The organism is Acinetobacter sp. RF15B (genome assembly GCF_007558235.1).
In the GTDB taxonomy this organism is placed as follows: Bacteria; Pseudomonadota; Gammaproteobacteria; order Pseudomonadales; family Moraxellaceae; genus Acinetobacter; species Acinetobacter lwoffii_C.
Genome location: NZ_VLSR01000001.1, coordinates 269,234 through 284,567, shown reverse-complemented (window position 1 = coordinate 284,567; position 15,334 = coordinate 269,234). Strand labels below are relative to the sequence as shown.

11 protein-coding genes are annotated in these 15,334 nt (G+C 44.9%); 6 read left to right on the top strand and 5 right to left on the bottom strand.

The window, feature by feature from the left end:
* Position 1: 1 nt before the first annotated feature.
* The gene (locus E2K74_RS01310; protein WP_151205943.1) at positions 2 to 727 is read right to left on the bottom strand and encodes an ABC transporter ATP-binding protein; all 726 of its coding nucleotides are present in this window, start codon (positions 725 to 727) and stop codon (positions 2 to 4) included.
* Between the two features lie 11 nt (positions 728 to 738).
* Between E2K74_RS01310 and E2K74_RS01305 the strand changes: the two genes are divergently transcribed.
* Positions 739 to 1,368: an arylesterase gene (locus E2K74_RS01305; protein WP_151205942.1), complete on the top strand. Its 630-nt coding sequence runs from the start codon at positions 739 to 741 to the stop codon at positions 1,366 to 1,368.
* A 131-nt stretch (positions 1,369 to 1,499) separates the two neighbouring features.
* Here E2K74_RS01305 and E2K74_RS01300 read toward each other — a convergent pair whose 3' ends face one another.
* The gene (locus E2K74_RS01300; protein WP_151204872.1) at positions 1,500 to 2,114 is read right to left on the bottom strand and encodes a carbonic anhydrase; all 615 of its coding nucleotides are present in this window, start codon (positions 2,112 to 2,114) and stop codon (positions 1,500 to 1,502) included.
* Between the two features lie 313 nt (positions 2,115 to 2,427).
* On the opposite strand from E2K74_RS01300, the gene E2K74_RS01295 reads away from it, so the two are divergent.
* Together E2K74_RS01295 and E2K74_RS01290 are read left to right on the top strand one after the other, a co-directional pair.
* Positions 2,428 to 3,468, top strand: coding sequence for an alpha/beta fold hydrolase (locus E2K74_RS01295; RefSeq protein ID WP_151205941.1), 1,041 nt, complete (start codon positions 2,428 to 2,430; stop codon positions 3,466 to 3,468).
* A 13-nt stretch (positions 3,469 to 3,481) separates the two neighbouring features.
* Positions 3,482 to 4,483: a hypothetical protein gene (locus E2K74_RS01290; RefSeq protein ID WP_151205940.1), complete on the top strand. Its 1,002-nt coding sequence runs from the start codon at positions 3,482 to 3,484 to the stop codon at positions 4,481 to 4,483.
* A 120-nt stretch (positions 4,484 to 4,603) separates the two neighbouring features.
* On the opposite strand, the gene nfuA is transcribed toward E2K74_RS01290, so the two are convergent.
* On the bottom strand, positions 4,604 to 5,242 hold the full coding sequence (nfuA, locus tag E2K74_RS01285) for a Fe-S biogenesis protein NfuA (RefSeq protein WP_151204875.1): 639 nt from the start codon (positions 5,240 to 5,242) through the stop codon (positions 4,604 to 4,606).
* 159 nt (positions 5,243 to 5,401) lie between these two features.
* Here nfuA and E2K74_RS01280 point away from each other — a divergent pair, with 159 nt between their 5' ends.
* Positions 5,402 to 6,019, top strand: a complete 618-nt coding sequence (locus tag E2K74_RS01280; RefSeq protein ID WP_151205939.1) for a rhomboid family intramembrane serine protease — start codon at positions 5,402 to 5,404, stop codon at positions 6,017 to 6,019.
* A 363-nt stretch (positions 6,020 to 6,382) separates the two neighbouring features.
* Positions 6,383 to 7,927 (top strand): hypothetical protein, encoded by a 1,545-nt coding sequence (locus E2K74_RS01275; protein ID WP_151205938.1) that lies wholly within the window; start codon positions 6,383 to 6,385, stop codon positions 7,925 to 7,927.
* 393 nt (positions 7,928 to 8,320) lie between these two features.
* Here E2K74_RS01275 and E2K74_RS01270 read toward each other — a convergent pair whose 3' ends face one another.
* A complete protein-coding gene (locus E2K74_RS01270) occupies positions 8,321 to 9,943 on the bottom strand; it encodes an inorganic phosphate transporter (RefSeq protein WP_151205937.1) in 1,623 nt (540 codons plus the stop codon).
* A 520-nt stretch (positions 9,944 to 10,463) separates the two neighbouring features.
* Here E2K74_RS01270 and metH point away from each other — a divergent pair.
* Positions 10,464 to 14,150, top strand: coding sequence for a methionine synthase (gene metH, locus E2K74_RS01265; RefSeq protein WP_151205936.1), 3,687 nt, complete (start codon positions 10,464 to 10,466; stop codon positions 14,148 to 14,150).
* Positions 14,151 to 14,302: 152 nt separating this feature from the next.
* Here the strand turns inward: metH and E2K74_RS01260 are convergent, their stop codons facing one another.
* A complete protein-coding gene (locus tag E2K74_RS01260) occupies positions 14,303 to 15,109 on the bottom strand; it encodes an SDR family oxidoreductase (RefSeq protein WP_151205935.1) in 807 nt (268 codons plus the stop codon).
* Positions 15,110 to 15,334: the final 225 nt, after the last annotated feature.

The following is a 15,334-nucleotide window of genomic DNA, read 5'->3' as shown; positions in this document are numbered from 1 at the left end:
ATCATCCTCCGCTGGCATGTTCAACGAGCTGACCATCCAGCAGCTCAAAATGCCGCTGACATTGTTGGGCCAGTTTTGGATCATGGGTCACCAGAACCAGCGTGGTGCCCAGTTCACGGTTGAGCTGAAACAGTAATTGCTCGATCTCATGCGCCGTTTCACCATCCAGGTTGCCTGTAGGTTCATCTGCAAAAATGATTTTAGGTGCACTGACCAATGCCCGGGCAATTGCTACCCGTTGCTGCTCTCCCCCCGATAAGACTTTTGGCGTTTGCTGGGCCTGCCGGTCCAGACCAACTTTTTTCAGCAGCAGCAGTGCCTTCTGCTCTGCCTCGCTATATTTAAAACCCGGCTGCAAACGCAACGGTAACATGACATTCTCTAAAGCTGTCAAATGTGGCAGCAACTGAAAGGACTGAAATACAAAACCGATATTTTTTAAGCGGACTACAGCACGTTGCTCTTCACTTAAATTCGACACCTGTTCGCCACATACCATCAGCTGACCAGAACTGGCCTGATCCAAAGTCGCTAAAACTCCCAGTAAAGTCGACTTCCCCGAACCCGAACGACCAGTAATCGCCACCTGTTCCCCAGCCTGTATGTCTAGTGAAAGATCCTCAAAAATCGTCAGCTGTTTTTGTGAAAGCTGTATCTTTTGTGTCAGCTTCTGGGCAGAAATAATTGCTTGTGGCATGATGGTCGAATCGTAACTGCTTTGAATCATACGTGTCCTATATGAAAGATCGAGTTCAGAAAACCCGTGTATTGCCTTGCCTGATCCTGTGGAGTATATGCCTGATTCCTTTCGGCGTGTCGGCAAAGACCATTATGATTGTGGGTGACAGTCTAAGTGCAGGTTATGGTATTCAACCACAGCAAGGTTGGGTAAGTTTATTGCAAAAACGCTTAGACCAACACTATCCGAAACAGCACAAAGTGGTCAATTCAAGTATGAGTGGCGAAACCACCAGTGGTGCAGTGGCAAGACTGCCTAAACTGTTACAGACTCATCGTCCGGATATTGTCGTGATTGAACTGGGTGGTAATGATGGCTTGCGCGGGCAGCCACCGCAAATGATCCAGAAAAATCTGGCCAATCTGGTGCAGCAAAGCCAAAAAGCCCAGGCCAAAGTGATTGTATTTGGCATGAAAATGCCACCGAATTATGGTCAAGCGTATGGCAAGGCATTTGAAAATAATTATAAAGTGGTAAGCCAGCAATATAAGGTCAAATTATTGCCTTTCTTTATGCAGGGTGTGGCCGGCCATAAAAGTCTGATGCAGCAGGATCAGATTCATCCGAATGCCAAAGCACAAACGATTCTCTTGAACAATGCTTATCCCTATATTCAAAGTGCGTTGTAAAATGCATGTTTAAAAGTATTTTCCCGCCTTCCTGACGAGAAAAAAACTCTTGAAAATTAAAGTTAGTTCAACAAAAAAACTCTCCTTTTTTAAAGGAGAGTTCGGAAGACTTAAAAACTGATCTTTAACTCTTAGAAATCAAAAAAAACAACTTCTCCGGTTTCCAGTGAGTATTCTGCTCCCACCACTTTTAACTTGCCTTTGGCAATCAGACCTTCAATCACGGCCGAGCCATGACGCAACTGGTTCACTGAGGCAAAGACATTGGATCGTACTGCATGCTTGGATAGTTTAGCCAGATCATCTTTCAGTTCAGTTTGCAGCAGTGTTTCAACGGATGGACGTACCCGGTTTACAATCGACATCAGATTATTGGATGGTGGACAATCTGGGCAGGTCAAGGTATCAATCGTGGCCTGAATAGCGCCACAATGATTATGACCTAATACCACCACCACCGCACAATCATAACGCTCCGCGGCAAACTCTACGCTCCCAACCTGTGAGGGTGCTACGACATTGCCTGCCACACGAATGACAAACAGATCCCCCAGGCCTTGATCAAATACCATTTCCGCAGGGACACGTGAATCCGAACACCCCAAGACAATCGCAAAAGGGTTTTGATCCTCTGCCATTTCTGCTCGCTGTTGATGGCTCAATTGCCTTGGGTGAGAGGTATCGCCCGTAACAAAACGTTGATTACCCTGTTTAAGACGTTCTAGCGCTTCCTGAGCTGTGAGCATTTTTTACCACCACTGTATTGAGTTGGAATATCTTACTGCTAGATTTTTTGAAAGTCACTTGCAAAAAAAATTAGCTGTTTAATTTTTTTGCAATTGAATTGTTTCAGCTCTGGCTGGCCATTTATGCAAATCTGGTCACATTTCACCTCATATTTATTGTCTTAAACAAAAAATTCATAGATGAACAATAGCCAATAATCCTTTAAAATAAACCAAAGATAAGGATAGATTCATCCATACTTTTTAAATTTAGAACATGGAAGTATTTTTGGGGGGGCGATTTGCCCGATCATTTAATTTGAGGAAAGTAGCAATGACGAAAATAATAAAGTTGCGCTCAAATATGTTTTGTTTGGCTTTACTCAGCCTGAGTCTGACTTTATCTGGACTCAGTTATGCACAAAATTTATTTACCGGAACCAAGGCTGAAAAATCAACACAGCTCTTACAGCAATATTTGATCCAGGAACGCCATCAGGCAGGCCTTCAGTCTAAAACACTTAAAATTGGTGATATTAGCTGGAGTTATAGTGAAGGCGGGGCCAAACATAAACCTTCTATATTACTTATTCACGGACTGGCCGGAACCCGGGATAACTGGAATCGTGTCGCACAGTTTCTTACCCCCTATTATCATGTGATTATTCCTGACCTGCCCAGTAATGGCGAGACCAAGGTTCCTGCCAACTTTGATGTTTCAGTACCAAATGTCACCTCCCAACTGCGCCTGTTTGCTGAAACCTTAGGCATTGAGCAGGATCTGCATGTGGCCGGACACTCTCTCGGCGGCTCTATAGCAACCGTCTATGCTGCACAATATCCATTTGATACCCAAAGCCTTTTTTTAGTCAATAGTGCCGGGATCTATAAACTGGGCAATACCCCTTACACCAAAGACCCACATGCCTTAAAGGATCTGATTGTCACCAAACCTGGAGATCTGGAAGGTATATCCAAACAGCTGATGCAAAATCCGCCTGTGGTGCCCTATCAATTAAAATATGCCCAGGAAAAACTGCTGATTTCACGTTCTGAGCAGACCAGTAAATCCATTGATCAGGTCGTCATGCTCAACCGGATTTATACTCCGGAAAGCTTTGCACGCCTCACCCGGACAGTTGAAGCTCCAACGCTTATCTTGTGGGGTAAGCAGGACCGGATTATTAATGTTGAAGTGGTTAAAGAGCTTTATTCTTTGCTTAAACGTGCCGAAACGCCGGTCATTTTAAATAATGTTGGTCATATGCCGATTTTGGAAGCAGAAAAACAGGTTGCCCAGAGCTATTTGCCTTTTCTGGCCAAGACACAGACCCTAAAAAACCCTCTAGCTGATAAACTCATCCCTTTAAACTAAGTTCAGAGATACCATGCAGAAACATCCCATGATTGAGCAATTGATCGATGCCCAGCTTGATTTTCTGGAGCAGACATTTGCTCAGGCTGATACCATTCAGACCGAGTTTCATGAGTTCTATCTCTGGTTCCGTAAACACCCCTTAAAAGAGTTGTGGAGCTGTGAACTGATTAGCCAGTTACTGCAAAAACAGATTTTAGCTACAGCAGCCACAACTTTTCTGGTCGAGCAGATTGCTGAACATATTCGTTTTGCACTGGTGCATCCAGCCAATGACCAGACTAAAATTGCTGATGTTATTCCGGTATTAACTGTTGATAAGATCGCGCAATATGTGTCCAGCAAAAGCGGACACCGTCAGCGCCTGATCAAAACCGTGGTCAATAATCCGGCATTTTCAGCCATGATTACGCAGTTGATTCAGCACTCAATTCAGGACTATCTGGATAACTCCGTAATTGCCAAAAGTGTTCCCGGGGTTTCCCGTTTCATGAAAATGGGCAAATCTGTTCTGGAAAACGTTACGGATAGCAGCTTAGATGATACTGTTGCCCGTTATCTGCAAAAAAATATTCTAAAACTCAGCCAGATGAGTGAACATGTACTGAACCAGCATTTTGATGATGAAAAGCTGTACCATTTTCAGGCCAATCTCTGGCATAAGGTTAAAGAAATGCCGCTGTCGGTACTGAAAAACTATATTGAAACCCAGGATCTACCCCATACCGTCGGTCTAGCCCATGAAATCTGGGATCATTTACGACAAACCGAATATATGCAGCAACAGATTCATGATGGAGTATATACCTGGTACATCCGTAATCAGACCCATACTTTTGACCAGTTATTGCGTGACCTGAATATTGATGAAGCCCTGATCCAGCATGAGTTGAATGAACTGCTCGTTCCGCTTATCCAGCAGATGGTTTCCCAGCAGCATCTGAGCACACGCGCCCGTAAATATCTTGAACAGTTTTATTATCGCGAAGAAACCTTAAAAATCTTGAATGTCTAGATAGAAAAGCCGCTTGCAGTTTTTATTCAATTGCCCAAAACCTGCCAATAGAATTCATGTCATTGCATAAAAAAATCCCTCGGCTAACCGAGGGATTTTTTTCGCTTTTTCACTCAAATATTATTTGAAATAAGCGCCTTCTGCCTGACTATGGTCAGTCTGGTCAACCACCTGCATCAGTTCAGGAACATGCTGTTTCAAGGTGGTTTCAACCCCTTGTTTGAGGGTGACATCAATAGCTGAACAGCCTTGGCAACCACCACCGAATTTAAGTACAGCAGTTAAACCATGCTCAGGATCTTCAACCACTTCGACCAATGCACAGTTCCCGCCATGGCCTGCAAGACCCGGGTTAATTTCAGACTGAAGTACGTAAGTAATACGCTCTTCGATTGAAGCATCAGGGCCTACGCGCGGCACTTTTGAATTCGGTGCACGGAAGGTCAACTGGCCGCCAAAACGGTCTTTGTTGTAGTCAATGACCGCATCTAACAGGTACGGAATTGAAGGCGAATCAATAAATGCAGGAAAATCTGGATATTCTTGCTTGTAATCTGTGGGAACAACTTCATCCGGGGCGCTATATGCCATACAACATTCAGCACGCGGTGTACCCGGATTTTCAACAAAAACGCGCACACCAATACCTGGCGTATTCTGTTTTTCCAACAAATCCTTTAAATACTCTTGGGCAGACGGTGTAATCAATAAATTCGGAATATCTTCAACCACTGCAGTGCTGCTGTTCTCAGTCGACATAACAATCATTTCCTCAAGCTGAAGTTACTATTTTAACTGAAGATGCGGGGTAAAGATAAAATTTCAACTAAAATTGTCGGAATTATTATAAAAGTGCTCTCTAAATACCAGATTAATGGCAAGATTGAGCATTATTATTCAGAATGAGAACGACCTGTTATGCTGCATTTACCTTTTAATCATACTGTTACCCTCATTCTGATTACCTGCATTATTTCTTTTATTGCTTTTTCCAAAGAGCGTGTCATGAACCGCCTGATCTTCTGGCCACCTGCCATTCAACGCGGTGAATATGACCGTTTCATTTCACATGGTTTTATTCATGCAGACGGCACTCACCTGCTGTTCAATATGATTACCCTGTTTTTCTTTGGCAGTATTATTGAAAGTTTTTATCGCCAGTATCTCTATGACCTTGGCTTTGTACTATTCTATCTGGGCGGTTTAATTGCTGCGATTGTTCCCAGCTACCTGCACCATAAAAATAATCCACGCTGGGCAAGTTTAGGCGCTTCGGGTGCAGTGTCTGCGGTTCTGTTTGCCTATATTCTATTTGAACCTTGGAAATTGATCTTTGTGTTTTTTATCCCAGTGCCCGCCATTATTTTTGCAGTCCTATACGTGGCCTACAGCATCTGGTCCGGCAAGCGCGGTAACTCTAATATTAACCACAGTGCCCACCTTTGGGGTGCAGCTTATGGAGTGATTATTACCATTCTGATCGAACCTCGACTCATTCCACACTTCCTGAATAAACTGTCGCAGCTGCCTTTCTAGCATGGTCCTGAACTTGAGGATAGTCGCTACACTTCTATCCCCGGGTGGCAAAATAGATAATCAAATACCTAAATGGCTAAAAAGTCTGCTTCCCTCAGGCAGCGTTTTATACAACCCAACTCCGAAATAACTCATTGCGATCACTCTTTCACCGCGCTCAGCACTTCACCTATTTAAATAAAATGATTCAGCTGATCGACGTCACTACTTGACTTGCCCGAGTCTATTAACCTGGCCTCAATTGAAACATCTGGTAATAATTTTGACATATAGGATGGCAGTTATTGCCAACCTCAGCAGCAAGTTCACAGCGATAATGTATACATCTGTATATTAATTATGTTAAGCCACGAGATATTTTGCATGTCCACATCTTTAGACGGTCTACAATTTCCACGCCATACCCAACAACAAAAACCAAGTACCTCCAAAGTCGGACGTGAATTACTGGCTCATGCACTTTCTGCTGTCAATCCGCAACATGCAGCTGCAGTACAATCTGAAAAAAACTGGCGCAAACAGTATCCTGTTCATTTTAAACGTCTGGTTGAAAATGGTTTAAAAAATGCTGAAGCAGCTATTAGCATTGCAGAACATGGGCTAAAACAGGCGCATGAAAGTTTTGAGTTTTACCGTGATGGTCAAAAGTATGCTTTGAGTCGGGTCATGACGTTGGCCGTCGCTCCGCTGCATACCTTCAAAATCATGGGTCAGTCAGCGGCAGCACCAGAATGGTATGTGCCTTATCAAGGCAAAAAGTTGCATGGACCCGCCTTACTTGAGCAGATCCAAACCTGGCAAGATCAAGGCATTGTCGAAGCCAGCCATGCCCAGGCTCTGCGTGCCTGTGTGGCTCATCCGGAATGGTTTGATCTTTCGGACCGTACCACCGTGTTGTTTGGTGCTGCCTCTGAAGCCGGGCCACTGACCTGGCTGTCCAGATGGAAAGCCAATATTGTGGCCATCGACCTGCCCAATACTCGGGTCTGGGGCAAGATTATTGAGACTGTCCGTCAAGGTAATGCCACACTGTATGCACCCTCAAGTGAAGCTTTAAATACCGATACAGCAGACCATATCCTGAAAGAAAAGCTCGGTGCCAATTTATTAACCCAGATTCCTGAAATTGCCCAATGGCTGGCGCAATTTGAGCAGGATCTGGATTTGGCTGCGATTGCCTATCTGGATGGTGAAAAACATGTGCGTGTATCTATGGCAATGGATGCCATCATGAAATACGTCAGTGAACAAAAAACCAAGACCAGTCTGATGTATATGTGTACCCCAACGGATGTGTATGCTGTACCGCAAGATGTGATTCAGGCGGCCCAGCTTAAATACCAGCAGCGCTCCAAGGCCGAAGGTTTGATTGCTAAAGGTATTTCTAGCCTGTCCGGCCAGTATTTCTTTAAAAAGAACAATACAGACCTGATTCAATCGGCTCAGGGTCAGGCCTATGGCATTGCGGACTGTCTGGTGGTAGAGCAAGGTCCGAACTATGCTTTAGCAAAACGCATCCAGCAATGGCGTGCCACCTTGGCACGTACCCAGGGTCAACGTGTCAGTATCAATATTGCCCCCTCCACCACAACCTATTCGGTGACCAAAAACCCGTTGCTCAAAGCTGCTTTTAATGGTGCCAGCCTGTTCGATGTAGAAGCTTTTGCCCCCGAAACCACCAATGCCATTATGGCCGCACTCTGGATTCATGACCTGCGCAATCCTGACTCTGTTGCCAATCCAGAAGTAAAACTTGATCATCCTTTAGAATTAATGATGCACGGCGCCAATCATGGCGGTTTATGGCGAGTGGCTTACCTGCCACGCACGGCATTGCCTTTTGCTGCGCTGTATGGTTTTGCAACGGATAAACTGCCGAAAGGATTGTTGGGTAAGTTGAAGAAGTAATTTTTTCTGAAATAAAGATGAAATCAATTTTATTGGTCAGGCGACATGGATGTCGCCGTTAGGCTGTGATATAGGGACATATCATCAGCCTAACAAAAGATTTTTGTTACTTTTGATCTTTCAAAAGTAAGGCTAAGAAATACTCATTTTTTACATTTAGTTGAAATTAGCTATTAATCCTTCTATTGAAAGTACTTTTAGCCTTCTGATTACCCTCACCTCACCCCAGCCCTCTCCCATAGGGAGAGGGAGCATCCCTTATAATTTTGCAAGCCATTGGATAACAAACGGTCTTCTATTTCAGCAAAAAAATCACCAATTTTAAGGTTAGAAAATTTTCTCCCACTCATAAAAAAAACGCTGCTCCAGCAGCGTTTTTCACATCAAACCTTTTTAGAATACTTTCAATAATAACCAGTACAAACCACCTGATAAACAGATTGTTGCAGGCAGGGTAAATATCCAGGCGGATAAAATTGTTTTCACCATCTGGAAATTCAAACCAGACTTGTTCGCCACCATCGTACCGGCAACGGCAGAGTTCAGAACGTGTGTAGTCGAGACTGGCATCCCCAAGCCATCTGCCGCAGCAATGGTTGACATCGCGACAAGCTCGGCAGACATCCCCTGACCATAGGTCATATGCTGTTTACCAATACGCTCACCCACAGTCACGACAATGCGCTTCCAACCCACCATCGTTCCTAGCCCCAAAGCCAAGGCTGTTGCCACTTTCACCCAGGTCGGAATGTATTGCAGGAAAGAGTCCAGATTGTCACGATATGCTCCTACTGTTTTTTCCTCTGCACCAGACATAGCCGGTAAAGCTTCCGCCTTATCCAGACGTTTGAATGCTGTTGTGCTTAAGTACATATCATTACGGAATTCAGATACCTGTGCTTCTGGTACATCCTTAATGCTGCTATAAGTACCCACTTTCTCACCTAAATGGTCTGTCAAACTCGCCAGCGCCGGCACCACTTCAGGTGTAAGTTCCTTGGTTTGAATATACTTGGTAATCACATCACGCGCTTGTGCATCTGGAATATCGGCATGCTCTGGATAGATCAAATCAGCTGTTTGTGCAGATAACTGACCAAAAGACTGGATATGCTGGCTATCAAGATTTTTATTCAGTGAATAAGCCAAAGGTACACAGCCAATCAAAATCAGCATGATCAAGCCCATACCCTTTTGACCATCATTTGAACCATGCGCAAAGCTTACGCCGGTGCAGGTAAAGATCAGAATGGCACGAATCATCGGTGGTGGTGGCTTGTTGCCTTCAGGCGGTTGGAACAGTTCCAGTTGACGCTTAAAGATTTTCTTCACCAGCAGAAACAGGATTGCTGCAAATGCAAAGCCGATTAAAGGCGAAAATAACAGCGCCTTACCCACTTTCATGACTTGCTCCATGTCCACACCTGAAGCCCCTGCACCCGAATTCAGAATATAGTTCATGATGCCTACCCCCAAAATCGAACCGATCAGGGTATGCGAACTGGAAGCCGGAATACCAAGAAACCAGGTGCCCAAATTCCAGAGAATCGCCGCGATCAGCATGGCAAAAACCATCGCAAAACCTGCGCCGCTTCCTACATTCATAATCAGTTCGACTGGAAGTAAAGCAATAATTCCGTATGCTACGGCGCCACTTGCGACCATCACACCGAGAAAGTTACAGAAACCCGCCCACATCACTGCAACAGGTGCAGAGAGCGCATTGGTATAAATCACCGTCGCTACTGCATTCGCGGTATCGTGAAAACCATTCACGAACTCGAAACCCAAAGCAATAAACAGGGCCGTGGCCAGCAGAATCACTGAATAGAGGCTTAAAGCAGGGACATGCGCTAAATCTGCAGACAATTGGAAGCCGATATAAATCAGCGTGGAAATAATAACAGTCAAAAACACCGGCATAAAAAATTTCGGTGTGGGCACATGAACATTGGTTGACTTCTGTACAGAAGCCCCTTGTTGTGCTGAATCTATGGGAGTTTGGTTAGAATTCATGCAAGCAGGAATAGAGGATACAATGATCCCCGTATTGTTCAGTTAAATTGTGACAATTATATGACAGTTTGCCGGCTTATGAAGCAAATTTTTCAGCTTTATTCCGATCAGCGCATATTATTTCATCTGAATACTGCCGCTGATTTTTTATTAAAAATTATTTATTTGCTCCTTCCACCTCTTTTTACCCTTTCCTGCTTTCAATACACTAAAACGCTGTCATACGTGAAATATAGTGCGCCCCGAATGATGACAAATTTTTTATGGCTACATCATGCCAAAGAAATATGACAATATTATGAATAAAAGCAGTCGGTTATTCTTTAGATCTTGATTCTCCCCAGCTTTAAGAGCTTGGCCGGCTTACTACACCCGATGCTCTTATCTGTAGCTGCACATCTATAGACTTATCAAATTTTTATATCACGCATATCCATCATTCTTAAGTTCATGCAGCAGATATTGGATAACTAATCTGCTAAGATTACACACATTTTTGATTCCTGCTGAGAAAGTCTGCATGTCCACACTTACCACTCTAAAAGAACTTCTTGCCAAGAAAATTCTCATTATCGATGGTGCGATGGGTACCATGATCCAACGTCATAAACTGGAAGAAGCGGATTATCGTGGTGAGCGTTTTGCAGATTGGGCACATGACCTCAAAGGTAATAATGACCTTTTAGTGCTGACCCAACCGCAAATTATTCAAGGTATTCATGAAGCCTATCTTGAAGCGGGTGCTGACATTATTGAAACCAACACTTTTAACGGTACGCGCGTTTCCATGTCGGATTACCACATGGAAGAGCTGGTGCCGGAGATTAACCGTGAAGCGGCACGTCTGGCCAAAGAAGCCTGCGCCAAATATTCAACGCCTGAAAAACCACGTTTTGTAGCCGGTGTACTGGGTCCAACCTCACGTACCACCTCTATTTCTCCAAATGTCAATGACCCTGCGTTCCGTAACATTACCTTTGATCAGTTAAAAGTGAATTACATCGAATCAACCAAGGCGTTGATTGAAGGCGGTGTAGACATCATCCTGATTGAAACAGTATTTGATACCTTAAATGCCAAAGCTGCCATCTTTGCAGTTAAAGAAGTCTTTAAAGAACAAGGCTATGATCTGCCAATCATGATTTCGGGCACGATTACCGATGCTTCAGGCCGTACCCTGACCGGTCAAACAGCAGAAGCCTTCTGGAACTCGATGCGTCATGCAGAGCCGCTTTCGATTGGCTTTAACTGTGCACTGGGTGCAGATGCCATGCGTCCACACGTCAAAACCGTGTCTGACGTTGCCGATACCTTTGTTTCAGCGCATCCGAATGCCGGCCTGCCAAATGCTTTCGGTGGCTATGATGAAACCCCGGAAGAAACTGCGGCATTCCTGAAAGAATTTGCTGAAAGTGGTTTGATTAATATTACTGGCGGTTGCTGTGGTACCACGCCGGATCATATTCGTGCCATTGCCCAGGCGGTTGAAGGTATTCGCCCGCGCCAGCTGCCAGAAATTGCACCTGCTTGCCGTTTAAGTGGTTTAGAGCCATTTAACATTACCAAAGATTCATTATTTGTGAACGTGGGTGAACGTACCAACGTCACAGGCTCGAAAAAGTTCCTGCGTCTGATTAAAGAAGAAAACTTTACTGAAGCATTGGACGTGGCCCGTCAACAGGTGGCCGCCGGTGCACAGATCATCGACATCAACATGGATGAAGGCATGCTGGATTCACAGGGTGCCATGGTGCATTTCCTGAATCTGATTGCCTCTGAACCAGATATTTCACGTGTGCCGATCATGCTGGATTCCTCTAAATGGGAAATTATTGAAGCTGGTCTGAAATGTGTACAGGGTAAAGCGGTGGTTAACTCGATTTCCCTCAAAGAAGGCTATGACGAGTTTGTTGAACGTGCCCGCCTCTGTCGTCAATACGGTGCTGCCGTGATCGTGATGGCCTTTGATGAAGATGGTCAGGCTGATACTGCTGAACGTAAAAAAGAAATCTGTAAGCGTTCATATGATGTGCTGGTCAATGAAGTCGGCTTCCCGTCTGAAGATATCATTTTTGACCCGAACGTCTTTGCAGTAGCGACCGGTATTGAAGAACACAACAACTACGGTGTGGACTTTATTGAAGCGACTGGCTGGATTAAACAGAACCTGCCAAATGCGATGATTTCCGGTGGTATCTCCAACGTCTCCTTTTCTTTCCGTGGTAACGAACCAGTGCGTGAAGCGATTCATGCGGTATTCCTGTATCACGCGATCCAGAAAGGTTTGACCATGGGGATCGTCAACGCGGGTCAGCTGGCGATTTATGATGATATTCCTGCCGAGCTGAAAGAAGCGGTCGAAGATGTGGTGATGAACCGCAATCAGGGTGAAAGCGGTCAGGATGCGACCGAGAAACTGCTGGCAATTGCTGAAAAATACCGGGGTCAAGGCGGCGCGCAAAAAGCCGAAGAGAACCTGGAATGGCGTAATGAAAGCGTAGAAAAACGCCTGGAATATGCCTTGGTGAAAGGTATTACCACCTATATCAATGAGGATACTGAAGAAGCCCGTTTAAAATCTGCACGTCCACTGGATGTGATCGAAGGTCCATTGATGGCAGGTATGAACGTGGTCGGTGACCTGTTCGGTGCCGGCAAAATGTTCCTGCCTCAAGTGGTGAAATCCGCGCGTGTGATGAAACAGGCAGTTGCATGGCTGAACCCATTCATTGAAGCAGAAAAGACTCAAGGCGAAGCCAAAGGTAAAATTCTACTGGCCACCGTTAAAGGTGACGTACACGACATCGGCAAAAATATCGTGGGCGTGGTACTGGGCTGTAACGGTTATGACATCGTTGACCTTGGCGTGATGGTGCCTTGCGAGAAAATTCTACAAACCGCGATTGATGAAAAAGTAGATATTATCGGTTTGTCGGGTCTGATTACGCCATCATTGGATGAAATGGTGTTTGTCGCCAAAGAAATGCAGCGTAAAGGCTTTAACATTCCATTAATGATTGGTGGTGCAACCACTTCTAAAGCTCATACTGCGGTGAAGATCGCTCCGCAATATCAAAATGATGGTGTACTGTATACCGCTGATGCTTCACGTGCAGTTGGTGTAGCGACACAACTGCTTTCTGCGGAAATGAAGCCTCAACTGCTGGCCGACTATGCTGCGGATTATGAAAAAATCCGTACCCGTCTTGCCAACAAACAGCCGAAAGCGGCGAAGCTGTCCTATCAGGCTTCTATAGAAAATAGTTTTAAAATTGACTTCAACAAGAATGCCCCGGCAAAACCAAACTTCATTGGCTCACAAACTTTCACTAACTATCCTTTAGAAACCTTGGTGGAATACTTTGACTGGACACCATTCTTTATTTCTTGGAGTCTGGCAGGCAAATTCCCGAAAATTCTGGAAGATGAAATTGTCGGTGAAGCCGCGCGTGACCTGTATGCTCAAGCCCAGGAAATGCTGCAAGACATCATCCAGAACAAACGTTTCGATGCACGTGCGACTTTCAGTCTTTACCCTGCGAACCGTACCGGTTCAGATACGGTTACTGTCATGGATGAAGCCGGTAAGGTCACTCATACTTTCGAACACCTACGCCAGCAGTCCGACAAAGTGACCGGCAAAGCCAACTATTCACTGGCTGACTTTATTGCCCCTAAAGATGTGGCTCAGGATTACTTGGGCGGCTTTACCGTGTCGATCTTCGGTGCGGAAGAGCTGTCGCAGGAATATAAAGCCAAAGGCGATGACTATAATGCCATTATGGTTCAAGCCTTGGGTGACCGTTTTGCTGAAGCCTTTGCCGAGCATTTGCACCAGCGTATTCGTAAAGAGTTCTGGGGCTACCAAGCGGACGAACAATTAACCAATGATGAATTGATCAAAGAGAAGTATGTCGGTATTCGCCCTGCACCGGGCTACCCGGCTTGTCCTGAACATTCTGAAAAAGCGCCATTGTTTGACTGGTTAGATACAACGGATAAAATTGGTACGTACTTAACCACAAGTTTTGCAATGTGGCCACCTTCATCAGTGAGCGGTTTCTATTATGCCAACCCTGAAACTGAATACTTTAACGTGGGTAAAATCTCTGGCGATCAGCTGGAAGATTATGCGAAGCGTAAGGGCTGGACACTGGATGAAGCAAAACGCTGGTTAGCGCCGAATTTGGATGATTCAGTGAATTAATCCACCTCGCCCCTGTCATCAAGGGAGAAAAAACCAATTGAGATTTGAAAAGAAAATCCCCCTCAAATGAGGGGGATTTTTTATATTTGATCATCCTTCCTTGTTTTAAAGGAGGTGTTTCATATATCAATTGAATTGCTTGAACCAAGCGCCTATTTGACCTTGGTTTTACGGATCATTTTATACAACATGCCTGGCGATACACGCGACACCCAGGTTCCTAGCACTTCTTTACGACCACCGACAACAATATATTCCTCACCCTTCATTAAGGCTTTGACAGCTATTTGGGCAAACTCCTCGGCCTCCAAGCCATTTGCCGTCGCTTCATTATTAAAGCCCTGAGCTTTGCCTTCTCCATTTAGGGCGTTAATCGACACATTGGTTTTTACAAAGCCCGGGAAAATCACAGAAACATCCACATCATCCTCCGCCACTTCAGCACGTAAACTGTTAGCCCACATATGAATCGCTGCTTTGGCCGCTGAATAAGAAGCACGGTATTGGGTTCCCAGCAGGCCGGCTACACTGGAAACAAAAACAATCCGGCCAGATTTTTGCTGTAAAAAAGTCGGCAATACGGTTTTGGTCAAAAACACCTGTGAGAAATAATCCACTTCCATAATGGTACGCTCAGTTTGCATGCTGGTATCCAAGATCAGCGCACGTTGACTCAGCCCGGCATTATTGATCAGCCAGTCAATCCGGCCTTTTTCGCTCAGGACCTGCTCATAGGCTTGGCGTACCTGGCTTTCATCAGTAATATCAGCAGTAATAGCAAGATGCTGGTCCGGATTAAGCAAACTGATACGGACTTTTTCCAGTTCTTCATAACGGCGTGCCGTCAATATGACCTGTGCCCCCTGCATCGCACACTCCTGTGCAATTGCTTTACCAATCCCCGAGGATGCCCCGGTAATCCAGACGACCTTGTCTTTTAAATTTTCCAGCTGTGCCATTGAATCCCTCTTATCTTTGAAATATTCGCTGTGTATTTAGAGTTTGCTGCCCTTGAAATGGATTGCGCTATAAACCAGCTTGAGCAGATCAAGCATGACCAAGTTTCATACCGAAATCTGCGAGAGTTTTAACTCCATGAGCAAGAACCAAGCATCGCGTTGTTCATAGTGCAAGAGGACGAGTATATTTTTTGCCGCTATCTCTTGATGAGTCATTCATTTAGA